General features: G+C 75.5%; 22 protein-coding genes and 1 pseudogene. 9 read left to right on the top strand and 14 right to left on the bottom strand.

Going from position 1 to position 23,890, the window contains the following annotated elements:
• Positions 1 to 46 precede the first annotated feature (46 nt).
• Complete coding sequence (lysA, locus tag AC07BF_RS14820) at positions 47 to 1,438, bottom strand: diaminopimelate decarboxylase (protein ID WP_363579911.1); 1,392 nt, start codon at positions 1,436 to 1,438, stop codon at positions 47 to 49.
• A 50-nt stretch (positions 1,439 to 1,488) separates the two neighbouring features.
• Entirely contained in the window at positions 1,489 to 1,683 is a 195-nt protein-coding gene (locus AC07BF_RS14815; RefSeq protein ID WP_400843281.1) for a hypothetical protein, read from the bottom strand.
• Between the two features lie 379 nt (positions 1,684 to 2,062).
• On the opposite strand from AC07BF_RS14815, the gene kdpB reads away from it, so the two are divergent.
• Together kdpB and AC07BF_RS14805 are read left to right on the top strand one after the other, a co-directional pair.
• Entirely contained in the window at positions 2,063 to 4,297 is a 2,235-nt protein-coding gene (gene kdpB, locus AC07BF_RS14810) for a potassium-transporting ATPase subunit KdpB (protein ID WP_400330107.1), read from the top strand.
• 169 nt (positions 4,298 to 4,466) lie between these two features.
• Positions 4,467 to 4,955 (top strand): universal stress protein, encoded by a 489-nt coding sequence (locus tag AC07BF_RS14805; RefSeq protein WP_063346559.1) that lies wholly within the window; start codon positions 4,467 to 4,469, stop codon positions 4,953 to 4,955.
• 76 nt (positions 4,956 to 5,031) lie between these two features.
• On the opposite strand, the gene AC07BF_RS14800 is transcribed toward AC07BF_RS14805, so the two are convergent.
• Both AC07BF_RS14800 and AC07BF_RS14795 read right to left on the bottom strand, forming a co-directional pair.
• Positions 5,032 to 6,543 carry an ABC transporter ATP-binding protein gene (locus AC07BF_RS14800; RefSeq protein ID WP_400803379.1) on the bottom strand — a complete coding sequence of 504 codons (1,512 nt, stop codon included), beginning with the start codon at positions 6,541 to 6,543 and terminating at the stop codon, positions 5,032 to 5,034.
• Positions 6,544 to 6,721: 178 nt separating this feature from the next.
• Positions 6,722 to 7,909 (bottom strand): alpha/beta hydrolase, encoded by a 1,188-nt coding sequence (locus AC07BF_RS14795; protein WP_478333441.1) that lies wholly within the window; start codon positions 7,907 to 7,909, stop codon positions 6,722 to 6,724.
• 599 nt (positions 7,910 to 8,508) lie between these two features.
• On the opposite strand from AC07BF_RS14795, the gene AC07BF_RS14790 reads away from it, so the two are divergent.
• Entirely contained in the window at positions 8,509 to 8,961 is a 453-nt protein-coding gene (locus tag AC07BF_RS14790; protein ID WP_363579906.1) for a hypothetical protein, read from the top strand.
• 10 nt (positions 8,962 to 8,971) lie between these two features.
• Here the strand turns inward: AC07BF_RS14790 and AC07BF_RS14785 are convergent, their stop codons facing one another.
• The 4 genes from AC07BF_RS14785 to AC07BF_RS14770 all read right to left on the bottom strand — a co-directional run bounded on the left by AC07BF_RS14785 (position 8,972) and on the right by AC07BF_RS14770 (position 12,631).
• Positions 8,972 to 9,601 carry a hypothetical protein gene (locus AC07BF_RS14785; RefSeq protein ID WP_478333440.1) on the bottom strand — a complete coding sequence of 210 codons (630 nt, stop codon included), beginning with the start codon at positions 9,599 to 9,601 and terminating at the stop codon, positions 8,972 to 8,974.
• 134 nt (positions 9,602 to 9,735) lie between these two features.
• Entirely contained in the window at positions 9,736 to 10,062 is a 327-nt protein-coding gene (locus AC07BF_RS14780) for a cupredoxin domain-containing protein (RefSeq protein ID WP_478317916.1), read from the bottom strand.
• Between the two features lie 125 nt (positions 10,063 to 10,187).
• Positions 10,188 to 10,655 (bottom strand): hypothetical protein, encoded by a 468-nt coding sequence (locus tag AC07BF_RS14775; RefSeq protein ID WP_400989639.1) that lies wholly within the window; start codon positions 10,653 to 10,655, stop codon positions 10,188 to 10,190.
• 353 nt (positions 10,656 to 11,008) lie between these two features.
• On the bottom strand, positions 11,009 to 12,631 hold the full coding sequence (locus tag AC07BF_RS14770; RefSeq protein WP_400803389.1) for a purple acid phosphatase family protein: 1,623 nt from the start codon (positions 12,629 to 12,631) through the stop codon (positions 11,009 to 11,011).
• A gap of 253 nt (positions 12,632 to 12,884) precedes the next feature.
• Between AC07BF_RS14770 and AC07BF_RS14765 the strand changes: the two genes are divergently transcribed.
• Positions 12,885 to 14,003 carry an NAD-dependent epimerase/dehydratase family protein gene (locus AC07BF_RS14765; RefSeq protein WP_478333439.1) on the top strand — a complete coding sequence of 373 codons (1,119 nt, stop codon included), beginning with the start codon at positions 12,885 to 12,887 and terminating at the stop codon, positions 14,001 to 14,003.
• A 39-nt stretch (positions 14,004 to 14,042) separates the two neighbouring features.
• A complete protein-coding gene (locus AC07BF_RS14760; protein ID WP_363579900.1) occupies positions 14,043 to 15,584 on the top strand; it encodes an AMP-binding protein in 1,542 nt (513 codons plus the stop codon).
• Positions 15,585 to 15,649: 65 nt separating this feature from the next.
• Here AC07BF_RS14760 and AC07BF_RS14755 read toward each other — a convergent pair whose 3' ends face one another.
• Positions 15,650 to 16,822, bottom strand: a complete 1,173-nt coding sequence (locus AC07BF_RS14755; RefSeq protein WP_363618462.1) for a sensor histidine kinase — start codon at positions 16,820 to 16,822, stop codon at positions 15,650 to 15,652.
• Positions 16,819 to 17,601: a response regulator transcription factor gene (locus AC07BF_RS14750; RefSeq protein ID WP_478333446.1), complete on the bottom strand. Its 783-nt coding sequence runs from the start codon at positions 17,599 to 17,601 to the stop codon at positions 16,819 to 16,821. The genes AC07BF_RS14755 and AC07BF_RS14750 overlap by 4 nt, the downstream gene beginning before the upstream one ends.
• Positions 17,602 to 17,856: 255 nt before the next feature.
• Between AC07BF_RS14750 and AC07BF_RS14745 the strand changes: the two are divergent.
• From AC07BF_RS14745 to AC07BF_RS14735, 3 genes and pseudogenes are all read left to right on the top strand, one after another.
• A pseudogene (locus AC07BF_RS14745) lies at positions 17,857 to 18,570 on the top strand (glycosyltransferase family 2 protein); the annotation flags it as partial.
• 99 nt (positions 18,571 to 18,669) lie between these two features.
• Complete coding sequence (locus tag AC07BF_RS14740) at positions 18,670 to 19,197, top strand: TIGR04282 family arsenosugar biosynthesis glycosyltransferase (protein WP_478333445.1); 528 nt, start codon at positions 18,670 to 18,672, stop codon at positions 19,195 to 19,197.
• Positions 19,194 to 19,850, top strand: a complete 657-nt coding sequence (locus tag AC07BF_RS14735; protein WP_363579898.1) for a class I SAM-dependent methyltransferase — start codon at positions 19,194 to 19,196, stop codon at positions 19,848 to 19,850. Before AC07BF_RS14740 ends, AC07BF_RS14735 begins: the two co-directional genes overlap by 4 nt.
• Before the next feature lie 116 nt (positions 19,851 to 19,966).
• Here AC07BF_RS14735 and AC07BF_RS14730 read toward each other — a convergent pair whose 3' ends face one another.
• The 4 genes from AC07BF_RS14730 to AC07BF_RS14715 form a co-directional block, all read right to left on the bottom strand.
• Positions 19,967 to 21,223 (bottom strand): MFS transporter, encoded by a 1,257-nt coding sequence (locus AC07BF_RS14730; RefSeq protein ID WP_478333438.1) that lies wholly within the window; start codon positions 21,221 to 21,223, stop codon positions 19,967 to 19,969.
• The gene (locus tag AC07BF_RS14725) at positions 21,220 to 21,381 is read right to left on the bottom strand and encodes a hypothetical protein (protein WP_478333437.1); all 162 of its coding nucleotides are present in this window, start codon (positions 21,379 to 21,381) and stop codon (positions 21,220 to 21,222) included. The genes AC07BF_RS14730 and AC07BF_RS14725 overlap by 4 nt, the downstream gene beginning before the upstream one ends.
• A 323-nt stretch (positions 21,382 to 21,704) precedes the next feature.
• Positions 21,705 to 22,313, bottom strand: coding sequence for a cytochrome b/b6 domain-containing protein (locus AC07BF_RS14720; protein WP_363579895.1), 609 nt, complete (start codon positions 22,311 to 22,313; stop codon positions 21,705 to 21,707).
• Entirely contained in the window at positions 22,297 to 23,010 is a 714-nt protein-coding gene (locus tag AC07BF_RS14715; protein WP_371516110.1) for a molybdopterin-dependent oxidoreductase, read from the bottom strand. Before AC07BF_RS14715 ends, AC07BF_RS14720 begins: the two co-directional genes overlap by 17 nt.
• A gap of 298 nt (positions 23,011 to 23,308) precedes the next feature.
• Between AC07BF_RS14715 and AC07BF_RS14710 the strand changes: the two genes are divergently transcribed.
• Positions 23,309 to 23,782, top strand: coding sequence for a hypothetical protein (locus tag AC07BF_RS14710; protein WP_363579893.1), 474 nt, complete (start codon positions 23,309 to 23,311; stop codon positions 23,780 to 23,782).
• The last annotated feature ends 108 nt before the right edge of the window (positions 23,783 to 23,890 follow it).

Genomic DNA, 23,890 nt, shown 5'->3' with positions numbered 1-23,890 from the left:
TGCGTGAGAAGTCGGCGGGGCCGACTTCTCACGCAACGGTATTCGGCTACCGGCCGACCTCGCGGAGGCGGAAGTCCTCGACCGTCTCCCGGCGGATCAGCAGGCGGGCCCGGCCGTCCTTGACGGCGGCCACCGCCGGGCGGCCGACCAGGTTGTAGCCGGAGGCCATCGACAGCTGGTACGCCCCGGCCGCCGGGACGGCCAGCAGGTCCCCCGCACGCAGGTCGGCGGGCAGCACGGCGTCACGGACCAGCACGTCGCCGGCCTCGCAGTGCCGGCCCACCACGTCCACCCGGGCCGCGCCCGCCTCCGAACGGCGGCCCACCAGGCGGACGCTGTACGGCGATCCGTACAGCGCCGGGCGCGGGTTGTCGCTCATCCCGCCGTCCACGGCGGCGAAGCAGTGGCCGTCCGCGGTGTGCTTCACCGACAGCACCCGGTACACGGCGACGGCGGCCGGGCCGGCCAGCGCGCGGCCGGGCTCGACGATCAGCCGCGGCACCTCCAGGCCCGCCTCGGCGCAGCGCACCGCCAGCCGGTCGGTCACCCGGACGGCGAAGTCGGCGACGTCGAACTCGGCGTCCCCCGGCAGGTAGCGGATGCCGTGGCCGCCGCCGAGGTCCAGTTCGGGCAGTTCCACGCCGTGCTGCTCCCGGATCTCCGCGAGCAGCCGCACCAGCGCGTCCACCGCCTGGAGGTAGGGCTCGACCTCGGTGATCTGCGAGCCCAGGTGGCAGTGCAGGCCGGCCAGTTCGAGCCCGGGCTGGTCGAGCACCCGGGCGATCGCGTCGGCCGCGTCGCCGCCCTCGATCGGGAAGCCGAACTTCTGCCCGCCCACTCCCGTCTGGACCGCCGTGTGGTGCCCGGCGGCGATCCCCGGGACGACCCGGACGAGTACCCGCTGCGGGGTGTCGGCGGCCACCAGGGCGGCCAGCCGGGCGATCTCCGCCGGTCCGTCGATCACGATCCGCCCGACCCGCAGCCGCCGGGCCAGCCGCAGTTCCTCCGGGGACTTGGCGTTGCCGTGCAGCAGGATCCGCTGCGCCGGGAAGCCGGCCGAGGCGGCCAGCCACAGCTCGCCGGAGGAGCAGACGTCCAGGCCCAGGCCCTCCTCGGCCACCCAGTCGGCCATCGCGCTGCACAGGAACGCCTTGGCGGCGTACAGCACCTCGGCGTGCGGCAGCGCCCGCCGGTACGCCCGGGCGCGGTTGCGCACCTCGGCCTCGTCCAGGACGTACAGCGGGGTGCCGAACCGCTCGGCCGCCTCCGCCAGCCCCACCCCGCCGACCAGCACGTCGCCGCCGGGGCCGGGCCGCGCCGAGGCCGGCCAGGGGCCGCCGAGCGCGTCGACGGCCGGGGCGTCGGGGCGGGCGGTGGAGGTGCCGGTGGAGGGGGCGGGGACGGCGGAGGGGACGGACGGGGCGGTCAGCTGCGTCATGGCGGTACTCCTACGGGGCGGGGCGGGGTTGCGGCACGCGGTGGGCGGGGTCAGTCCTCGAACTGCATCGCGATCCGGCAGTGCGCCGGGCGGCCGCGGTCGCGGCCGACCGTGGGCGCGGGCGCCGGTTCGGGCGGCTCGGGGCTGTCCTGAAGCTCCTGCCGGTCCTGCCGGACACCGGCGGGCACCAGGCGGACCAGGCGGCGCGGCGACTGGTCGACGGCGGTGACGATCGTGCTGCTCACGGAAGGCTCCTCGGGCTCGGGCGGGCCACCGTGGTGCGGCCCTCGGTTCCAGTGGATGCCCACCGAACGCCGATCGCACCGGGCCTTGACGCGTGGCCTACGCTCCGCCGTGCGTCCTTGACGCCTTCCTGACATCCGCCGCCCCGGTCATCACCCGTACGGCCGCACCCGACCCCGAACGTCCGTACGACCGCCCGAATGCCCACCCGGTCCGGATGTCAGGGAGCCGTCAAGGACGGCCGCCCGCACGCCAAGCCCGCGTCAAGAGGCGCGTGGCGGGCGCGGATCCGGTGGTGGGCTGGCCGCCGTCCCCGCCGCCACCGAGTCCGCCGCCCCGTTGCCCCGCAGCCCGGGGCGGCCCGGAAGGTCTTCCGAGACGATGCGCCGTTCGGCCCTCACTCCCCCGGACACCACCACGCCCCGAACCGACTGGTTCCGCCGCCCGGAGGGCGTCCGCGAGCAACCCCCGCACGACCGACCGGACGACCGGCCGCACCAACCGCAGCACCACCCGAGCCACCACCCGAGCCACCGGCCGACCGGCCCGGACGGCGGCCGCCGCCGGCTCATCACCCGCCGCCAGCTCACCGAGGCCCTGCCCGCCGCCGTCCGCAAGCTCCACCCGCGCACCATGATGCGCAACCCGGTGATGCTCGTGGTGGAGACCGGCTCCGCGCTCACCACGCTCAGCGCGGTGATCCACCCGAGCGTGTTCGCCTGGGTGATCGGCTTCTGGCTCTGGCTGACCGTGCTGTTCGCCAACCTCGCCGAGGCCGTCGCCGAGAGCCGGGGCAAGGCGCAGGCCGAGTCGCTGCGCCGCACCCAGGCCGGGACCACCGCCCGGCGGCTGCTGCACTGGCGGGTCGGCACCCGCGACCACCGCCACGAGGTGATCCCCGCCGAGCAGTTGATGCTGCACGACGTGGTGCTGGTGCCGGCCGGCGAGGTCGTGCCGCAGGACGGCGAGGTGGTCGAGGGGGTGGCCTCCGTCGACGAGTCGGCGATCACCGGGGAGTCCGCGCCGGTGATCCGCGAGTCCGGCGGTGACCGCACCGGCGTCACCGGCGGCACCAGGGTGCTTTCCGACCACCTGGTCGTCCGGGTCACCTCCCGGCCCGGGCAGAGCTTCGTCGACCGCATGATCGCCCTGGTGGAGGGCGCCAACCGGCAGAAGACCCCGAACGAGATCGCGCTCAACATCCTGCTCGCCTCGCTCACCATCGTCTTCCTGCTCTCGGTGGTCTCGCTCCAGCCGATGGCGATCTACGCGCACGCGCCGCAGACCACCGTGGTGCTGGTCGCCCTGATGGTCGCGCTCATCCCGACCACCATCGGCGCGCTGCTGTCCGCGATCGGCATCGCCGGGATGGACCGGCTGGTCCAGCGCAACGTCGTCGCCCTCTCCGGCCGGGCCGTCGAGGCCGCCGGGGACGTCGACGTGCTGCTGCTCGACAAGACCGGCACCATCACCCACGGCAACCGCCGGGCTGTCGCACTGCACCCGCTGCCCGGCGCGAGCACCGAACAGCTCGCCGAGGCCGCCCAGTTGGCCTCCGTCGCGGACGAGACCCCCGAGGGGCGCTCGCTCGTCGAACTGACGAACCGTCAGTACTGGGTGCCGCCCCGCGCCCCCGGCGAACTCGGCGAGCAGCGGCCCGTCCCGTTCACCGCACACAGCCGGATGAGCGGCGTCGACCTGACCTGGCCCGACGGGACGAACTGCCTGATCCGCAAGGGCGCCGCCGGCGCCGTCGCCCGCTGGGTGGTGGAGTCCGGCGGGCGGATGCCGATGGAGGCCAAGCCGCTGGTGGACCGGATCGCCGAGGCCGGCGGCACCCCGCTGCTGGTCGCCGTCCACGACCGGCACGGCGCCCGCGCGCTGGGCGTGGTCGAACTCAAGGACGTGGTGAAGGAGGGCATCGCCGAGCGCTTCGCCGAGCTGCGCAGGATGGGCATCCGCACCGTCATGGTCACCGGCGACAACCCGCTCACCGCCCGCGCCATCGCCGCCGAGGCCGGGGTGGACGACTTCCTCGCCGAGGCCACCCCCGAGGACAAGCTCGCCCACCTGCGCCGCGAGCAGGCCGCCGGGAACATGGTCGCGATGACCGGCGACGGCACCAACGACGCCCCCGCGCTCGCCCAGGCCGACGTCGGGGTCGCGATGAACTCCGGCACCCCGGCCGCCAAGGAGGCCGGCAACATGGTCGACCTCGACTCCAACCCGGCGAAGCTGATCGACATCATCCGGGTCGGCAAGCAACTCCTCATCACCCGCGGTGCGTTGACCACCTTCTCGATCACCAACGACGTGGCCAAGTTCTTCGCGATCATCCCCGCGATGTTCGCGAACGCCTACCCCGGGCTGCACCACCTCAACATCATGGAACTGCACAGCCCGACCTCGGCGATCGCCTCCGCGATCATCTTCAACGCGCTGATCATCGTCGCCCTGATCCCGCTGGCCCTGCGCGGCGTCCGCTACCAGCCCGCCTCCGCCACCGACCTGCTCCGCCGCAACCTGCGGGTGTACGGGCTGGGCGGGCTGATCCTGCCGTTCCTCGGCATCAAGGCGATCGACCTGCTGATCCAGTTCGTGCCGGGCCTCGGCTGAGCCGCACGGCGCGCCGGAGCTGTCAGAAGGCCGTCAAGAAGTGTGCGACCGGCGTCATGGAGCCATCAGCGGCGGTACGGACGGACCGGTTCCGGGGTTCACTGGAATCATCCGAACCAAGGAGTACGGAACCGGGAGTACCCGACCGGAGAAACGGAGGCGAACGGCCATGACCGGGACCACCCGAGTGATCGTCGGCCTGAGCGGATCACTGAGCAGTCTGGCCGCCCTCTACCACGCCGTCGGCGAGGCGGCCCGCAGCGAGGCCGTGCTGGTGCCGGTGGCCGCGTGGAACGCGGGCGAACGCGACGGCCTGCGCCCGCTGTCCGAACTGGAGCACGCCGCCCGGCGGCGGCTGGACATCGCCTTCGAGCAGGCCTACGGCGGCTACCCGGCCGGGCTGGTCATCCACCCGCTGGTGGTCAAGGCCGAGCCCGGGCCGGCCCTGGTCGGCGCCGTCACCGGGCCGGAGGACCTGCTGGTCCTCGGCGCCGCCACCCGCCGACGGTTCGACCGGCTGCGGCACGGCTCGGTGGCCCGGCACTGCCGCCACCGCGCGGGCTGCCGGGTGGTCGAGGTGTCGCCCTCCGCGCTGCTGACCCGGCTCGAACTCCCCGCCCGCACCGGGGCACCGCTCCCGCTGCTGGGGCGCGCCTAGCTGGGGCGCGTCCCCCGGATCTCGCCGGACAGGCCCTGACAGCAGCTCCCCCGAACCCGCCCGCCGGCTCGACGCGTCACCTCACCCACGCCGAGCCGGCGGGCGCCATCGCGCCCGGGCCCGCCGCTCCAGGGCCCCTGGTCCGGGCCCGCCCCGGCGCCTCCCCCAACTGCACCACCGCATCCGCGTGTTCGCGCACCAGCGGTAGGTCGTGGCTGATCAGCGCCAGCGCCACCCCGCGCTCGGCGCGCAGCCGGCCCAGCAGGGTCACGATGCCCGCGGCCGTGTCGGCGTCCAGCCCGGAGGTCACCTCGTCGCACAGCAGGACGTCCGGCTCGGCCGCCAACGCCCGGGCGATGGCGACGCGTTGACGCTGGCCGCCGGACAGCTCGGGCGGGTGCCGGGCGGCCAGGTCGGCGGGAAGGCCGACGGCGGCCAGCAGTTCGGCGACCCGGCCGGGGCACTGCTCGTGCGGGGTCGTGTGGTGCAGCCTCAGCGGACGGGTGAGGGTGGCGCCGACCGTCCGGGCCGGGTTGAGCGCGCCGAGCGGGTTCTGCGGGACGAGTTGGACGCGGCGGCGCTGCTCGCGGGTGCGGGCGTGGTGCGAGCCGGCCAGCGGGGCGCCGTCCAGGGTGAGGGTGCCGCCGGTGGACGGGTGGAGCCCGGCGAGGACCCGGACGAGGGTGGTCTTGCCCGCGCCGGAGGGGCCGATGATGCCGGTGCAGCTGCCGGGCGCGAGGTGCAGGTCGACCCCGGTGAGGATCCGGCGCCGCCCGCGCCCGTACCCGACGTGAGCTTCGACGCCGAGCGCGGCCAGCCCGACGGCGGTGCGCGCCGCGACCGGTCCGGACGTACGGCCGGCCCCGGTCCGGATGGGGCCGCCGCCCGCCCCGGGGCGGGCCGGGGCGAGGACGAGCACCTCGTCGGCGCAGCGGGCGACGAAGGCGGCGTCGTGGCTGGCGAGCGCGACGGCGATGCCGTGCCGGCGGGCGAGTTCGCGCAGCAGGTCGGCGATCTCGTCCCGCAGGGCGGGGTCCAGGCCGGCGCCGGGTTCGTCGAGGAGCAGCAGGTCGGGGCGGCGGGCGAGGGCCCGGGAGAGGGCCACGCGGCGCTGCTGACCGCCGGCGGGGGCACCTGGGAGGGCGAGGGCGCCGGGGAGGCGGCGTTCGAGCCGCTGGTCGGCGGGCAGTCGGACCCGGGCGAGCAGGTCGCCCACGGCTTCGGGGCCGCGGTCGGCGGCGGCCCCGGCGGGCAGTCCGGCGACCCGCGTCCGGGGGTTGAGGCCCGAACCCTGGTCCTGGCCGAGGAAGGCGAGCCGGTGACGGCGCAACCGGCGCAGCGCTTCGGGAGCGAGGGAGAGGACGTCCTGGCCGAGGACGGTGACCAGCCCGGTGGCCCGGGCGCCCGGGGGCAGGGCTCCGGCGAGGGCGTGCAGCAGGGTGGTCTTGCCCGCGCCCGGGGGGCCGGTGACGGCGTGCACGCGTCCGGGGCGCAGATCGAGGCTGACCGGGGCGAGCAGCGGGGTGCCGTCCGCGAGGGCGATGGCGAGCCGGTCGACCCGGGCGGTCGGGTTCTCGGTCACAGTCATTCCGCGCGTCCTCACCCCCGAACCGAAAGCACTTAGGTTTGCCTATCCTGAAGTTGAGCCCCCGGCAACCCTCCTGCCACACAATGGCTCAGGAGTGACCACCCCGCCGACGTTCTCGGCCGCCGTCCGGCCGTCGGCACCAGAACGTGCCCGGCGCGTGCCCGCCGCGCGGCTGGTGTCACTGCGGGTCGTGCAGGTGGTCGCTCAACCAGGTCAGCGACGGCGGGAGCAGCCTGGTCCAGGTGGTGAAGTTGTGCCCGCCGGTCTCCACGGTGGCCTGGGCGACCACCAGCGGCGGGCGGGCGGCCGCGGCGAAGGCCACGGAGTCGGCGTAGCCGTGGCCGTCCTCCTTGCTGTCGGCGAGGAGCACGGCCAGGGCGGGCATCGGCAGGTGGGCCAGGCGCCAGTTCAGGTCGGCCTCGTCGCGCCGCTGCTGGCTGCCGCCGAAGAGGTCGCCGGTGGTCACGTCCTCGGCGGCCTTGAAGTAGCCGGACAGCGAGACCGCCACCGGGAAGGTCTCCGGGTGGACCATGCCGAGCTTGACGGCGCAGTAGCCCCCGGTGGAGTCGCCGATCACGCCGAGGCTGCCGGTGCCGTCGAGCACCCGGTAGGAGGCCCGCAGGTCGGCCGGCACGTCGGTGGTGAAGTAGCGCTGGGCCTGCGGGCCGTTCGGGACGTCCTCGCACTCGCTGTCGCGCGGCATCGACGGCGAGGGGCGCACCAGCACCAGGACGGTCGGCTTCATCACCCCCCGGCGCAGCAGGTCGAGTTCGTACGCCGGGTAGCGCAGCTTGGTGACCAGGTTGGCGGCGTCCCCCGGGAAGCCGGTCATCACCAGGGCCGCCGGGAAGTGCCGGGTCTCGGCGCCGGGCCGGAAGTACTGCGGCGGCAGGTAGACGTACCCGTCGGTGCTGAGCCCGGTGGTGCCGCCGGGCAGCCGCACCCGGTCGAGCCGCCCGATGGTGGCCGGGCCGCGGTCGGCCCCGTCCGCGCCGGTGATCTCGGCGGTGCCGAGCACCTGCACCCCGGCGGGCACCTCGGCCGGGGTGCCGCCGGGGGTGCCGCCAGGCCCTCCGGACGGAACGACGGTCGGGCTGGCAGACGGGCCGCCCGCCTGGATGACGCCCGCCCCGCGGTCGCGCCCGAACAGGTCGGACCAACTGCTGTAGAACACGAAGTCGTCGTTGACGGCGAGCCCGAGGGTGGCCAGCAGCGCGAACTGGGTGACGGCGATCGTCCCGAGCCGCAGGAACACCGCGGGCCAGCTGCGGACGGCCAGCCGGGGCCAGACCCAGAGCGTGCCGAGCACCGTGCACACCGCGAACAGCGCCGCCAGCGCCAGCAGCTTGTGACTGGTGAGTCCCATCCGGCCTCCCTGGGCGCGTCCGACGGCGCGACCCAGGGTAACCAGGGCGGGACCGAACGTCACTCCCTCCGGTCGGCCACCGTGTTCAGATCCATGTCGCTCCATCGCCCCCGGCCGGTCCCGTTCCTTCGGTACGGCGATTGAAGCGGCGGCGACCGGCCGGGCGCGAGTGGGCCCGCACATCAGCCGCACCCGGCCCCACCTGGTCGATCGTCCAACGGCGTGCTCTCCCACCGGCGCCAACTTCGACAAGGGTGTCGAAGTTGGCGTGAGGGCCGGGCTATGCTGTCCCGAAGTCCGAGGATGACCCCCCCTTGCCCCGTCGACGAACGCACCAGCATGGCGCGCCCGACCGGAAGGAGGCGAGACGCATGGACAGCAGCAGTGCGGGCCGCACCACCCGCCCCCACCCCCGCACGCCCCGGTCCGCCTCCGGCAGACGGTGAGCACGGTCGAGACGGTGAACACGCCCGTCGTACGGACTTCCTGACGCAACGTCAAGTCTTCTTGGCGCCACGTCCCACACGTCGGCCCTGCCGCCACCGCCGTCCGCGGCCCCTTCGCCCGCCCCGGTCTCCCCCGCCGAGGAGAGGTATCCCATGACGACGTCCCGGCCCTACCCGCGCCCCGCCGAAGCCGCGGTGCTGCTCACCGTCCTCGCCCTGCTCGTCGCCGAGGAACTCGCCCTCGGCCTGGCCGAGGAGGAGGACCGCCCGGTCATCAACGCCGTCCTGATCGGCGCCTCCGGCTCCGGCCTCCTGGCGGTCGGCGCGGTGCTGCTCGGACGCTGGCTCGACACCCGCCGCCCACTCCCGTTACCCCCGCCCGGCCCCAACGGCCGCGAGTACAGCGCCCGCGCCCTCGAAGACTTCCCGATGGACGCCGTGCGCCCACTCCTCCTCGCCCACCAGGCCCCGCAGCTGGGCCAGTTGTACTCCGCCTGGATGCTCGCCCGGGCCGGCCGCCCGGCCCCGTGGATCGCCCGCCGACTCGGCATCCCGCTCGACGCCGCCCACCTCCTCGTCGACGCCGCCCGCACCCGCCACGACTGAGCCGACGGCGTCAGCGGCGCCGGCCGGGCGCCCCCGCGCCCGCCTGCGCCAGCAGGAACGGCACCAGGCCGCGCTCCGCCAGCGCCGACCGCCAGGCGTCCCGCGCCAGCCCCAGCTCCCCCAGCACGCCGGCCTCCCCGCCGGACTCCGCCGACCTCGACCGCGAGGCCGCGCCCAGCAGTCCCAGTCCGCCCACCAGCAGGCTCAGCGCGGCCACCCCGGCCGCCACCCACCCGGCGCCGACCAGCGCGTGCCCCAGCACCTCGGCGTCGTCCGCCAGCCCCAGCGCGTACCCGAGCAGCAGGAAGATCGCGGCGGCCACCCCGGCGACGATCGGCACGATCACCCCCAGCACCCCCCACCACCCGGACACCCGCTGCCGCCCCGGCTCGTCCACCGGCAGCCGCGCCACCGCGTCCTGGTCCGCCCGCAGCGCCGCGTACCGCTCGTACTCGGGCGCCGCCGCCGCCAGCACGAACTCCGCGTTCTCCCGGGCGCTCCGCCGCAACCGCTCCACCCCCGGCCCCTCGTCCCCCACCGCCCACAGGGCCGCCCGCACCTGCGACCCGGCCAGCGCCCTCCCCAGTTCCGTCTCGAAGTCGGCCCGATCCTGCTGCGGCAGTCGAAGCGGCCTGTCCATGCCGTGCCCCCGTTCACTGTTCTCCTAGTTCTACAGAACTGTAGAACATGGCGGCGGATAGCAGCAGCCCCGTTCACCTGTGGGCTTGCGATTCAGGAGCGGCCGGCACCCGCGCGGCCGACGGACCGGTCGGCTCAGGACACCGTCAGGATCCCCCGCATGAAGTGGTGCAGGGTGCACAGGTACGAGGAGGCGCCCGGCCGGGCCGGCGCGGTGAAGGTCGCGGACGTGCCCGGGGCGATGGTGCCGGTGTCGAAACTGCGGTCCTGGGCGGTGAGGGTGTGGTCGACGGTGTCGGCGTTGCGGACCGTGACGACGGCGCCCGGGCGGACGGTGAAGTCGGCCGGCTCGAACGCGAAGTCCCTGATGGCCACCGCCCCCGGGGCGGGAGCGGTGGCCGAGGACGGCGAGGCGGCCGGGGTCGCCGAAACGGACCCGGTCGGCCCCGGGCCCGAGGTCACGCCCGAGGTCGCTCCCGAGGTCACGCCTGAGTCCGGGCCTGAGTCCGGGCCGCCCACGCGGACGGAGCAGGCGGCGAGGGCGGCGCCGAGGAGCACGGCGGCCACGGCCCGGGCCCGCGGACGCATCAGGAGCCGAAGAGCGGGACCCGCCGGGCGTCGGAGGACGCGGGCGGGGTGGCGCCGAGGTCGGAGACCGTGGCGATCAGGACGGCGTCCGCGCCCGGGATCCAGTTGACCGTCTTGGACTGGACGACGAGCTGCCGCTGCCGCGCCGTGCCGTCGCAGATCACGTCCGCCTCGGCCGTCCGGCTGGAGCCGAAGGCCATCGAGGAGGTGTCCTCCGGGTCCCGCTGCTCGACCGAGACGGTGAGCGACCGGGCCTCCTCCGCGACCCCGCAGACGTACTCGACGTCGACCCGGACCCGGCCGGGCACCTTCGGGTCGATCCGGGCCTCACCGAGAGTGACGCCCGTGGGGGCCGCGTCCCCGTCCCGCACCCGGGCCGGGGCGGCCACCGAAGCCGCGGCCGGCGCCGGGTCGGCGGCCAGGGCGGGTGCCGTGAGCCCGCCGAGGGCCGTGGTGAGGGCCGTCACAATGATCCACCGCTGCACTGCCAACCTCCCATAACTGAAACCGTGTTGCGGCCGACGCTAACCGCCCCGCCAGTGGCCCGCGCGCCGAGGCGGGGACCCGTCGCACGGACAGCCCAGCCACGGCGGCGACCCGCCGTCACCAACGGCCCAGCGCGGCGGTGACCCGGCATCACCACCGGCCCAACCCGCCGCCGACCGACCGTCACCACCGGGCCGGGCCGCCGCGACGACCCTCCGTCACCACTCACCCCGCATGGACCGGCGCCCGCTCGGCCGCCGTCCCCGGAACTGTCTGAACGGACGAGGGGCCCGCCGCGCGGTACGCGCGACGGGCCCCTCAGGGACGCGAGGCGTTACCGGCGCCCGGCGCCGACCTCGGAGCCGGTGTTCTCGTCCTCGCCCTGCTCGTCGTTCCGGTCGTCGCTCCGGTCCCGGTCGCCCCAGCCGTCGCTGCGGTCGCGGTACAGGGTGAAGCGGTCGAAGAGCACCGGCGTCGGGAACGGGTTGGCCGCGGTGGCGGACGGGGAGTGGTAGTAGCTGACGGTGATGGTGGTGCGGCCGCCCGGCAGCGGCCCGGGGTCGACGTCGAAGACCGCGACGCCGTAGGGGAAGGCGGTGTCCGGGTCGGTGACCGCGGACCAGTGGGCCTTCTCCTTGGCGTCCGGGTCGGCCTTGAAGGTGAGCCGCTGGGTGCGCACGGAGGCCTGGCGGACGCCGTCCGCGTCGGCGGGCAGGTAGACGTCGTCGTGGCCGGCGGTGCCGCCACCGCCGAGGATCAGGTGGACGGTGCCCTGCGAGGTGTCGATCCGGCGCACGTCGTCGTCGGCGACGGCCGGGGTGAGCAGGCCGCCCGGCTCGGTGCCGCGGACGGGGTGGGTGCGCTCGTAGTCGTGGTCGTGCCCGGCCAGGACGAGGTCGACGCCGTAGCGGTCGAGCAGCGGCAGCAGCTTCTCGCGGATGCCCATGTCACCGCCGTGGCTGGCGGCCGAGGAGGACATCGCGAACTGGTGCAGGTTGACGACGACCCAGTCCACCGCGCGGCCGCGCCGGGCGCGCGCCAGGGTGCGTTCCAGCCAGCGGAGTTGGGCGCCCTCGCTGTAGTCGCTGATGTAGATGGACCGGCCGGTGGCCGGGTCGAGGCTGGCGTCGTCCTCGACAGCGATCTCGTTGCCGTCGAGGCTGACGAACAGCACCGAACCGACCTGGAAGCTGTACCAGTTGCCGCAGTAGTCGCGGGTGCCGTTGTCGGGCAGTTCGAAGCGCGTCAGGTAGGAGGCGTAGCCGAGGTCCCCGCCGCCGGCCTCGACCTCGTGGTTGCCGGGCGCGGGCATCCAGGGCCGGCTGGCGGCCGACTTGGCGAGGTTGTTCATGAACGCGTTCCAGCACTGCGGCTGGCGCTGCGGGTTGTTGTTGGCGTACGCGAGGTCGCCGTTGAGCAGGTGGAACAGCGGCGCGAACTGCTCGACCTGGCGGACGGCGGCGGCGCCGTGGATCGAGGACTTGCTGAACACGTCGTCGCCGGTGCCGAGATCGCCGAAGCTGGTGAAGCGGAACGCGGCCCGGCCACGCGCGGGCGCCGTGCGGAAGGTGCCGCGCACCGGGCCGGAGCCGTCGTGCAGCACCTCGTAGACGTACGTGGTGTCGGGCCGCAGGCCGTCCAGGCGGACGTGGTGGGTATACGTCTCGACCTTGTTGAGCCCGTCGACGTAGGTGCGGGTCTCGGCGTCCACGGTGTGGCCGGCGCCGCCGCGGGGGGTGCCGATCCGCACCCGGGGGCGGCGCACGCTGGCGGCCGTCGCCCAGGAGACGGTCATCTCGCGGGACGGCTCGTTGCCCCACTGGAGGTGGATCTGCTCCGGTCCGGGGGTGCCCGCCAGGGCCGGCTGCGTCCAGAGGAGGGCGGACGCGGGCAGCGCGGCCAGCGCACCGGCCGCGGTACCCGTCCGAAGGACCGTTCTGCGCGAGGGATGTGACACTGCCGCCTCCAAGGCTCCGGGAAACGCCCTGGAGAGTCCCAGCCGAACCGGGCGCCCGGGCCACCTGCGAAGGTTCTTCCGGCGAACGCCAGTTGAACGCCGGATCGGATCGGGCGGCGATCGACCGTGACACCGGTCAGGCCGGTCACACCGGTTACACCGGCCACGCCGATTACGCCGGGAGGATTACCGATCCCTGACGGCCGGTCCGTCCACGCCCGATCCGCCGCACCGCGCGGCTAGCGTCGGCGGCATGGAGATTCTGGTCACCGGCGGAGCCGGGTTCATCGGGTCGGCCGTGGTCCGCGCACTGGTCGCGGCCGGGCACGGGGTGCGGGTGCTGGACGCGCTGCTGCCCGCCGTCCACCGCTCGGGGCGGGCCCCCGAACTGCCCGGGGGCGTGGCCTTCGAGCAGGGGGACGTCCGGGACGCCGCCGCCGTGCAGCGGGCGCTGGCCGGGGTGGACGGGGTCTGCCACCAGGCGGCGATGGTCGGCCTCGGGCTGGACCTCGACGACGCCCCCGCCTACGCGGGCTGCAACGACCTCGGCACGGCCGTCCTGCTCGCCGCGATGGCCCGCGCCGGGGTCCGCCGGCTCGTCCTGGCCGGCTCGATGGTGGTGTACGGGGAGGGCCGCTACCGCTGCCCCGCGCACGGCGACGTGGCCCCGGGCCCGCGCCGCCCGGCCGACCTGGAGGCCGGGCGCTTCGAGCCGCCCTGCCCGGTCTGCGGCCGCGCCCTGAGCCCCGGCCTGGTCGCCGAGGACGCCCCGGCCGACCCGCGCAGCGTGTACGCGGCCACCAAGCTCGCCCAGGAGCACCTGGCCTCCGTGTGGGCCCGGGCCTGCCAGGGCACCGTCCTGACGCTCCGCTACCACAACGTGTACGGCCCGGGCATGCCGCGCGACACCCCGTACGCGGGGGTCGCCTCGCTGTTCCGCTCGGCGCTGGCCCGGGGCGAGGCCCCCCGGGTGTTCGAGGACGGCAGTCAGCGCCGGGACTTCGTCCACGTCGAGGACGTCGCCGCGGCCAACCTCGCCGCGCTGGAGGCCCTTGCCGCCCGCGCGCCGGGTAGCTCCCGCGCCTACAACGTGGGCAGCGGCGAGGTCCGCACGATCGGCGAGATGGCCGGGGCGCTGGCGGCGGCGTACGGCGGCCCGGCACCGCTGGTGACCGGCGAGTACCGCCTGGGCGACGTCCGGCACATCACCGCCGACTCCTCCCGGCTGCGCGCCGAACTCGGCTGGCGCCCGCAGGTGCCGTTCCCCGCCGGGATGGCCGAGTTCGCGGCGGCACCGCGGTCCGGCGCCACACCTGACGGTCCGTCCGATATCGGCCGGAACTCACCGGTGAAGAGCGGAGGATGGGGCTAGCCTTGCAACATGGTTGCAAACTACAAGGAAGAAGTGGCCATGAACGACCAGGAATTCGTCAGCGCACCCGCCCTGATCCTCCGGTCCCTCTCCGCCGATCCGGAGCGGCGGGCCATCGTCACCGCCGACGGCGTCGAGATCACCGCCGGCGACTTCGCCACCGCCACCTACCGCCTCGCCCACGAGCTCATCGCCCGGGGCGTCACCCGCGGGGACACCGTCACCCTGCTCACCGGCAACACCGCCGAGGCGCTCGGCGCCCGCTACGCCGCGGGCCTCGCGGGTGCGCGGGTGGTCACCCTGTACGACGGCATGAGCACCCCCGTCCTGGCCGAGATCGCGGCGAGCGTCGACACCGCCGTCCTCCTCGTGGACGCCGAACGGTACGCGGAGGCCGCCGAGTTGCTGCCCCTGATCGCCGTGCCGACGGTCCTCCGCCTCGGCCCCGGACCGGACGCGATCGGCGAGGACGTGATCGCCGCCTCCGCCCACCGCCCCGCCGAGCCGCCCGCCGTCCGGATCGGCCCGGACGACGACCTCGGCATCCGCCACACCGGCGGCACCACCGGGGTCCCGAAGGGCATCCTCAGCCTGCACGGCCCCTACCGCGGCGTCTTCGACACCTCGTTCGGCTCCGCCGGCACGGCCGGCGAGGCGCCCCGCTTCCTCGCCGCCACCTCGCTCGCCCACCTCGCCGGGATCTTCTCCGACCTGACGCTCCACCACGGCGGCACGGTGGTCCTCCAGCGCACCTTCGACCCCGGCGAGGTACTGGCCGCCGTCGAGCGCGAGCGCATCACCAGCCTCTGGGTGCTGCCGCCGCTGCTCTACCAGCTGCTCGACCACCCGGCGATCGGCCGCACCGACCTGTCCAGCCTGCGGCAGATCACGTACGGGGGCTGCGCCGCCTCGCCGACCCGGATCCGCGAGGCGCTCAAGGTGTTCGGGCCGGTCCTGGTGGGCGTCTACGGGATGTCCGAGGCGCAGCTGATCTCCTTCCTCACCCCGGAGGGGCACGACCGGATCGCGCAGGGCGGCCAGGTCTCGGTCGGCCGCCCCCTCCCGGGCGTCGAGGTGGTGATCCGGTCCGCCGACGGCACCGAGCTGCCCACGGGGGAGCAGGGCGAGGTCCACGTCCGATCGGCCGGGCTCATGGCCGGGTACTGGAAGCGGCCCGACCTGACCGCCGAGGTGCTGCGCGACGGCTGGCTGAACACCGGCGACGTCGGCTACTTCGACGCGGACGGCTGCCTCTACCTGGCCGACCGGGTCAAGGACCTGATCATCGTGGTCGGCGGGCACGTCTACCCGTCCGAGGTGGAGGACCTCCTCCTCACCCACCCGGCGATCGCCCGCTGCGCGGTCTTCGGCGTGCGCGACGCGCAGGAGGCGGAGCACGTCCACGTCGCCGTCGTTCCCGCTCCGGGGCAGCAGCCCGAGTTGGCGGACGTCCAGGCGTTCGTCACGGCCCGCAAGGGGCGGATCTACGCGCCGGAGGCCCTGCACCTCGTGGACGAGATCCCGCTGACGTCGGTCGGCAAGCCGGACAAGAAGCGGCTGCGCGAGGCCGTGGCCGAGTAGGCCGAGCGGGCCAAGTAGGCCGAGCGCGCCGCGCGTCCGAAGGGCGGACCCCGGGACCTGCCTCGTCATTCCCGCCGGGCGCGCGGCGCGGGCAGGGCGATCTCGAAGCAGCAGCCCCCGGCGACGTTGCGCACCTCCGCGCGCCCGGCGTGCGCCTCGACGATGCCGCGCACGATGGCGAGCCCGAGCCCGGCACCGCTCTCGCCGGGCTCGCCGGCGGCCCGGCCGTCGTCGCGGCGGGGCGTGCGGGCGGAGCCGCCGCGCCAGCCCGTCTCGAACACCCGGGGCAGGTCCTGTTCCGGGATGCCGCCGCAGCCGTCGGTCACCGACAGCACCACCTCGTCGGCCTCCCGCCGGGCGGCGACGGCCACCACGCCGTCCGCGGGGGTCGAGCGGATCGCGTTGACCAGCAGGTTGCCGAGCACCCGGGTGATCTCCCCGCTGTCCACCTCGACCGGCTCGGCCGCCGCCGGCTCGTCGGCCACCTGCCGCCCCTCCAGCCGGACGCCGCGCCGCCGGGCCAGCGGGTACGCCCCGGCGAGCGCGTCGTCCACCAGGTCGTACACCGAGACCCGGGTGAGCGAGAGGGCGAGCGCGCCCGCCTGGATCCGGGAGAGCTCGAACAGGTCGTCCACCATGCCGGTGAGCCGTTCGACCTCGGTGCCGATCCGCACCAGGTAGCGGTCGGGGTCCTCGGCGACGCCGTCCTCCAGCGCCTCGGCCATCGCCCGCAGGCCGGCCAGCGGGGTGCGCAGGTCGTGCGAGATCCACGCGACCAGCTCCCGGCGGGAGTGCTCCAGGGCCTGCTCGCGCGCCCGGGACTCCGCCAGCCGGGCGCTGGTGGCAGCCAACTCCTCGCTCAGCGCGGCGAGTTCCGCGCCGAGCGGGTGCGCGGGCGCGGTGAACCCGGCGTCACTGCCGACCGTCCGGACGGCCTCGGTCAGCGCCCGGCTACCGGCCACCACCTGACGGCCGAGCAGCGCGGCGGTGAGCAGCGAGACGACGGCGGCCATGCCGAGCACCGTGATGACCACGCCGAGGTCGTGGGTGGACAGGAACATCGCCTGCGCCACGGCGAACGTCCCGGACGTCACCGCGAGGACGGTCACCACCGCCACGCAGAACAGGGACAGGGCGACGGAGCGGCGGCGCAGCAGCCGGATCGCCGCCCAGCCGAGCAGGCCGGCCCCGCCCGCGCCGAGGGCGGCGAACAGGGCGATCAGCAGCAGGTCCTTCACGCCGCACCGCCCTGCGGGTGGTGCGGCATGTCGTGAGCCGGGTCATGGGGAGCCGGGCCGTGGGGCGCCGGGTCGTAGCGGTAGCCGACGCCCCAGACGGTGCTGATCAGGGCGGGCGCGGCCGGGTCGTCCTCGATCTTCTCGCGCAGCCGCCGGACGTGGACGGTGACGGTGGAGAGGTCGCCGAAGTCCCAGCCCCACACCCGCCGCATCAGGCTCTGCCGGGAGAACACCGTGCCGGGGTGCCGGAGCAGGAACGCCAGCAGGTCGAACTCCCGGAGGGTGAGGGCGAGTTCACGCGCACCCCGGTGGGCGCGGCGGGCCTTCGGGTCGAGCGTGACGTCCCCCGAGCGCAGCACCCCGTCGCCCGGCCCGTCGCCCGGCCCGCCGCCCGTCCCGTCGGCGGCCCCGCTCCCCGCCCGGGCGCGGCGCAGCACCGACTGCACCCGCAGCACCAGTTCGCGCGGGCTGAACGGCTTGGTGACGTAGTCGTCCGCGCCCAGCTCCAGGCCGAGGATGCGGTCCGCCTCGTCGCCCTTGGCGGTGAGCAGCACCACCGGCAGCGCGGCGCCCCCGGCGGAGGCCCGCAGCCGGCGCAGCACCTCCAGCCCGTCGAGGCCGGGCAGCATGAGGTCCAGCACCAGCAGGTCGGGGCGGGTGCGCTCGGCGAGGTCCAGGCCCAGCGCACCGTCGGCGGCCCGGTCCACGTGGTGCCCGGCGCGGGTGAGGTAGCCGGCGACGACCTCGGCCACGGTCGGGTCGTCGTCGATCACCAGGATGTGCGAGGTGTCGTTCACCTCGCCGAGGATAGGAGGCCTCGGCGGCGGGCGCGGGCGGAAGCGGGCCCGCGTTCGCGTTCCGTAAGATCCGCCGCCCGCACCCTCGCCCGACCCGGACCAGCCCAACCCGATGCGACCCAGCCCAGCCCGATGCGGCCCGGCCCGATCCGCCGGACGGGTCAGCCGCCGGGGCGTCCGACTTCCGTAAGGCTGCGCCGCCGCCGCACCCCGCCGTCCCGCACTTAGCGTGGCCGGGTGACCTCACCCACCTCCCCCGTCTCCCCCGTCGACGTCGTGCTGCCCTGCCTCGACGAGGCCGCCGCGCTGCCCTGGGTGCTGGGGCGGATCCCGGACGGCTGGCGGGCCGTCGTCGTCGACAACGGCTCCCGGGACGGCTCCGCCGACCTCGCCCGCTCGCTCGGCGCGACGGTGGTCGAGGAGCCCCGGCGCGGGTTCGGCGCCGCCTGCCACGCCGGGCTGCGCGCCGCCACCGCCGACCTGGTCTGCTTCCTGGACTGCGACGGCTCCCTCGATCCCGCCCAGCTCCCCCTGGTCGCCGGTCCGGTGCTGGCCGGCTCCGCCGACCTGGTGCTGGGCCGCCGCCGCCCGGCCACCGCCGGGGCGTGGCCGCTGCACGCCCGCCTGGCCAACACCGTCCTGGCCCGACGGCTGCGCGCCCGCACCGGCGCGCCGCTGCACGACCTCGGCCCGATGCGGGCCGCCCGCCGGGAACAGCTGCTGGCCCTGGGGCTCGGCGACCGCCGGTCCGGCTACCCGCTGGAGATGGTGCTCGCCGCCTCGGCCGCCGGGCTGCGGATCACCGAGACCCCCGTCGACTACCTGCCGCGCGCGGGCCGCTCCAAGGTCACCGGCACCCTGCGCGGCACCCGCCAGGCCGTCCGCGACATGCGGGCCGTGCTGGCCGCGCCCCCGCCGACCCTGCTGGTGATCGCCAAGTCGCCCGCCCCCGGCCGGGTGAAGACCCGGCTCACCCCGCCGTGCACCCCCGAACAGGCCGCCGCCCTGGCCTCGGCCGCCCTCGCCGACACCCTGCACACCCTGGGCACGATGCCGGCCGGGCGGCGCGTGCTCGTCCTGGACGGCGAACCGGGCGACTGGCTGCCGCCCGGCTGGGAGGTCGTCGCGCAGACCGGCGGCGGGCTGGACGAACGGCTGGCCGCCGCCTTCGCGCACGCGGCCCGGGTGGCCCCGCACGCCCCGGCGCTGCTGGTCGGGATGGACACCCCGCAGCTGAGCGCCGCCGCGCTGGCCGAGCCGCTGTCGGCCGCACGGCGGGCGGGCACGGACGCCTGGTACGGCCCGGCGGCCGACGGCGGCTTCTGGGCGCTGGGCCTGGCCCGACCGACCGCCGAACTGGCCGCGCGCCTGCTGCACGGCGTGCCGATGTCCACCCCGAGGACCGGAGCGGTACTCCTGGAACGCCTCGCCGAAGCCGACTTGACGATTCATCACCTTCCGCTGCTCACCGACGTGGACACCGCCGAGGACGCCCGCCGCGTCGCCGCCGAGGCCCCGGACAGCCGTTTCGCCGCCCAGCTGGGAACGGTCGACCCGAAGCCGGAGGTGGCGAGTTGACGACCGCCACCGCCTGGGTGGACGACCCGTTCGCCGAAGCCGTCCGCACCGGGCGCGGCCCGCTCTGGCTGCGCCGGGAGGACGGCCACCGCCTCCGGCTGGACATCGAACGCTGGTGCGCCCCGGCGGCCGGCGCCGACCACAGCCTGCTCCGGCGCTGCGCCCGCCGGGCCGCGCCCGTCCTCGACCTCGGCTGCGGGCCCGGGCGGCTGGTCGCCGCGCTGCTCGCGCTCGGTGTCCCGGCCCTCGGCGTCGACGTGACCAGGGCGGCCGTCGCCCGCACGGTCGGACTGGGCGGCCCGGCGCTCTGCCGCTCGGTCTTCGACCGGCTTCCCGCCGAGGGCCGCTGGGGCGCCGCGCTCCTCGCCGACGGCAACCTCGGCATCGGCGGCGACCCGGACGCCCTGCTCCACCGGGGCGCCGAACTCATCGCGCCGGACGGTCTGCTGCTGGTCGAGGTGGAGCCCGTGGAGTTGGACGAGCAGGTCACCGTCCAGGTCGAGGGCCCGGACGGCCGGCTCGGGCCGGCCTTCCCCTGGGCCCGGCTCGGCACGGCCGCCGCCCTACGGCGGGCCCACGCCGCCGCCGGACTGGTCGAGGCGGAGCGCTGGACCTCGCACGGCCGCCGCTTCCTCGCCCTGCACAAGCGCTGAGGCGCACAAGGCCGTTGCCCTTGACGGACGCGACCCCACCCTCCTGACGTGTCGGCGGGTCCTCGGCAACGACGGCATCCCGGTCCCGCTGCCATCAGGACGGGCCCCGCAGCCCCTCAGCGGGCCCGCCCACCTGCCCGTTCCGCCGCCGCGCCCACCGACGCCGGCTTCGACTCCGGCTCCTGCTCCAGGCCCGGCGGCGGGGCGGACTCATCCGTCGGCAGCACCCGGTCACGCAGCCGCAGTCCGCAGACCAGGGCGACCAGCAGCACCCCGAGCACCGATCCCAGTACGATGCGCAGCCCGTACGCGTCGGCGATCCGGCCGAGCAGCGGGGCGGCCAGCCCGCCCACCGACATCGCCAGGCCCAGGGTCAGTCCGCTGGCGGTGCCGGGCCGGTTGGGCAGGTAGTCCTGGGCCAACGTCACCTGGGCGGCGAACGGCAGAAACATCGCCAACCCGAACGCGACGGCGGCGAGTTCGGCCACCGCGAAGGTGGGGGCGAAGGCCACGCCGGCCAGGGCGGGGGCGGCCAACAGGTAGCCCAGCCGGATCGGGAGGAGCCGCCCGTACCGGTCGCCCAGCCGCCCGCCGAGCAGGGTGCCCGCCGCACCGGCCAGGGTGAGGGAGGTGAGGGCCACCGCCCCCGCGCCCGTCGAGGTGTGCAGGTCGCGCTGGAGGTGCAGGGCGAGCATCGAGGTCACCGTGACGTAGGGCACCGACCAGCAGACCGTGGCGACCACCAGCCGGCCGAAGGCCCGCCAGTCGTCGCGCTGTCCGCTCCCGGCCGCGCCGCCCGTCACCAGCGGCGGCGCGGGGGTGTGGCCCCGGCGGCGCAGCCACGGGCCCTGGGCCGCCCACAGTGCGCCCATCACCACCGCGGGGACGGCGAGCAGCCAGCTGCCGGCCAGGCCGAGCGAGCCGACCACGAGCGTCACCAGGGCCGGTGCCAGCGAGGCACCGAGTGTGCCGCCGACGGAGAACAGGCTCATCGCCTGCTGGGACTGGCCGCCCGCCGCTCTGGCCTGGTTGGTGGCGGGCGGGTGGTAGGCGGCGACGCCGATCCCGGCGAGGGCCACGCAGAGCCAGGTGAGCAGGTAGCTGTCGGCGAGTCCGGCGCAGCCGAGGCCCCCGGCGGCGGTCAGGAAGCCGGCCGGGACGAGCCAGCCGCGGTGGCGGCGGTCGACGAGCAGGCCGAAGAGCGGCTGGACCACGCTGGACAGGCCGGTGGCGGCCAGCGCGATCCCCGAGACGGCGGTGTAGCTGTAGTGCCGCTCGGACATCAGGAAGGGCAGCAGTGCCGGGACGGCGCCCTGGTAGAGGTCGTTGACGACGTGGGTGCCGGTCAGGAAGGCCAGCTGGCCGCGCTTCACGTGGTTCCTCCCTCGACCCGGAACGCGAGGCCCCGGTGCGCGGCGTCCCGGTGTGCGGTGTCCTGGTGCGCGGCGTCCCGGTCGAGCACCGGCTGCGGGGTGTCCTCGGCGGCGGCCGGCCGGGCCTCGGCCAGGGTCAGTTCATGGAGTTCTGTCACGGTCACTCTCAAGTCCTCGGGTTCTCAGGTCCTCTGAGGAGTTACCTTAGAGTGCTGGTCAGAGCGAAAGCAAGGCATGCCTAACCTGGACGTCGGGTACCTACGAAGCCGGAAGGGCCGCCCGCGATCGACAGGGCGGCGAGGAGAAGATTGGCGCCGGGGTCCAAGGAGCCTTGCAGGATGCCGGTCGTGCACCACGCGTGCGGCTGTCGCCCAACCGCCTCTTGGCCCCACGGTCAGGGGTGCCCCGGCGGCACCCTTCGAGGCGTCCCGGCCGAGCCTGCCACACGCCCCGGGCCACGACAAGACGTCCGACCGGCCGCCTACTCCCGGCCCACCGGCCGCCACTGCGGGTGCTCGCGCTCGGCCCACCGGCGCTCCACCAGCCCGGTCCGCATCCCGAGCCGCGCCTGCGGATCCCGCCAGGCCATCCGGACGTGTCCGACCACCACCACGGCGATGGCGGCGGCCAGCCAGTCGTGGACGAAGGTCGCCCCGGTCCGCCAGGAGGGCGGGGCGAGGCGGGGCAGCCACATCAGCAGCCCGGTGCCGACGATCACCAGCATCGAGCCGAGCGTCCACTGCGCGTAGAGCTTCTGCCCGGCGTTGAACTTGCCCGCCGGCCGGTGCGGGGCGCGGCGCCGGACGGCGCGCAGCCAGTCCCAGTCCGCCGGGGTGAAGCGGCTCAGCCGGGCGGCGTCCGCGCGCAGCGCCCGCGAGGCGAGCCCGAGCAGCAGCGGCACGGGCAGCGCGAGGCCGCACCACACGTGCACCGTCACCACCAGCCGCCGGTTGCCGACCAGTTCGGCGAGCGGGGCGAGGTAGAGGCAGGCCGCCGTGGCCAGGCAGACGCCGGTCAGCGCGGCGGTCGTCCGGTGCACCCAGCGCTCGGCCCGGGTGAAGCGCAGCAGGAGTTCAGCCGGTGGGCGCATCGTCACGTCCGTTCGACCGGCCGACCCAGGCGTCGACGTCGTACCCGCCGCGCTCCCAGTAGCCCGGCTCCACCGAACCGGTCACGGTGATCCCGGAGAGCCACTTGGCGGACTTGTAGAAGTACATCGGCGCGACGTACAGCCGCACCGGGCCGCCGTGGGTGTGGGAGATCGGGCCGTCCTGCATCCGCAGCGCGACCAGTACGTCGTCCCGTCGGGCCTGCGCCAGCGTCAGGCTCTCGGTGTACGCGCCGTCGAAGCAGCTGAACCGGACGGCCCCGGCCCCCGGCCGCACGCCCGCGGCGTCCAGCAGGTGCGCGAGCGGCACCCCCTCGAACGGGGTGTCCGGCACCCGCCACCCGGTCACGCACTGCACGTCCCGCACGAGCCGCCGCTGCGGCATCGCCCGCAGGTCCGGCAGGCGGAACGTCGCGGGCCGCTCGACCATCCCGTCGACGCTGAGCGTGTAGTCCGCCACGCTCCGCTCCGGGACGGACGACACCACCGAGTAGTACCGGAATCCGTTGTTGCCCGGCAGCAGCCCGCTCAGCCCGCTCGGGTCCCGTTCGGCCAACCCCGACTCGGCCCGTTGCAGGTACGGCCCCGCCGCCACCCCGACGGCCCCGAGCCCGAGCAGTCCGAGCACCACCCGCCGCCCCACCGGGGCGCCCCGGCCCTCTTCGCCTGTTCTGTCCACGCCCCCGATTGCACCAGCCCGAGCCCGGCCGGCGCGAGGCCCGGCACCGGTCCGTCAGCCTTTCGTCATCTTCGCCCGCAGGCTCCACGGCCGAGCGGGCGAGCGGGCGAGCGGGCGAGCGACCGAGCGACGCCGAGCGTCCGAGCGGCGGGAGATCGTTTTCCAGTCAAGTTCGACGATCTTTCGAACCCCGTATTCCCCCGGCTCCGGCCACGCCACTACGGTGCCACGCATCCCCGCTGTTCCCCCCTCCCCGGCCGGCCGCGACCGCCGGGGCTACCGATCGGACCGGTGCGCCGTGACCAGAATCCTCCGTCGACTGTGGACCCACGCGGGAAGAGCGGCGGCCGTCGTCGCCCTCCTCGCCGCCGCCCTCACCGGCACGGCGGCCGGAACCGCCACCGCCGCCGCCCCGGCCGCCCCCGCGGCAACCGCCTCGGTGGGCGGCTGGACCTGCCCCGGAACGCCCGTCCCGGACGGCTACGTCATCACCATGTTCAACTCCAGCGGCTGCAACAACCACGGCGCCTGGTTCCAGGCACCCGCCCAGAACCGCCTGTGGACCTGCTCCGGCTCGCCGATCGTCTCCGGCTACGTCCTGACCAACTACAACCCCCAGGGGTGCAGCGGCGTCGGCGCCTGGTTCCACGAACTGGTCCGCAACGGCATCTGGACCTGCCCCTACTCGCCGATCCCGGCCGGCTACCGCAGCACCAGCTACGACGCCCGCGGCTGCAACGGCCTCGGCGCCTGGCTCACCATCAAGGCCTGACCCACACCCGGCGGGGGGGGGGGGGGGGGGGGGGGGGGGGGGGGGGGGGGGGGGGGGGGGGGAGGTGGGGGGGGGGGGGGGGGGGGGGGGGGGGGAACCCCCCCCCGA

The sequence above is a fragment of the Kitasatospora sp. NPDC043950 genome, assembly GCF_056435345.1.
The sequence above is the reverse complement of the archived record's forward strand: the minus strand, read 5'-3'. Positions and strand labels throughout refer to the sequence as shown.

Excerpts from the sequence above, each read along its gene's own strand:
- lysA (WP_363579911.1), bottom strand. The coding sequence starts at position 1,438 with ATGACGCAGCTGACCGCCCCGTCCGTCCCCTCCGCCGTCCCCGCCCCC.
- kdpB (WP_400330107.1), top strand. The coding sequence starts at position 2,063 with ATGCGCCGTTCGGCCCTCACTCCCCCGGACACCACCACGCCCCGAACC.
- AC07BF_RS14805 (WP_063346559.1), top strand. The coding sequence starts at position 4,467 with ATGACCGGGACCACCCGAGTGATCGTCGGCCTGAGCGGATCACTGAGC.
- AC07BF_RS14800 (WP_400803379.1), bottom strand. The coding sequence starts at position 6,543 with ATGACTGTGACCGAGAACCCGACCGCCCGGGTCGACCGGCTCGCCATC.
- AC07BF_RS14795 (WP_478333441.1), bottom strand. The coding sequence starts at position 7,909 with ATGGGACTCACCAGTCACAAGCTGCTGGCGCTGGCGGCGCTGTTCGCG.
- AC07BF_RS14790 (WP_363579906.1), top strand. The coding sequence starts at position 8,509 with ATGACGACGTCCCGGCCCTACCCGCGCCCCGCCGAAGCCGCGGTGCTG.
- AC07BF_RS14785 (WP_478333440.1), bottom strand. The coding sequence starts at position 9,601 with ATGGACAGGCCGCTTCGACTGCCGCAGCAGGATCGGGCCGACTTCGAG.
- AC07BF_RS14765 (WP_478333439.1), top strand. The coding sequence starts at position 12,885 with ATGGAGATTCTGGTCACCGGCGGAGCCGGGTTCATCGGGTCGGCCGTG.
- AC07BF_RS14760 (WP_363579900.1), top strand. The coding sequence starts at position 14,043 with ATGAACGACCAGGAATTCGTCAGCGCACCCGCCCTGATCCTCCGGTCC.
- AC07BF_RS14740 (WP_478333445.1), top strand. The coding sequence starts at position 18,670 with ATGCCGGCCGGGCGGCGCGTGCTCGTCCTGGACGGCGAACCGGGCGAC.
- AC07BF_RS14720 (WP_363579895.1), bottom strand. The coding sequence starts at position 22,313 with ATGCGCCCACCGGCTGAACTCCTGCTGCGCTTCACCCGGGCCGAGCGC.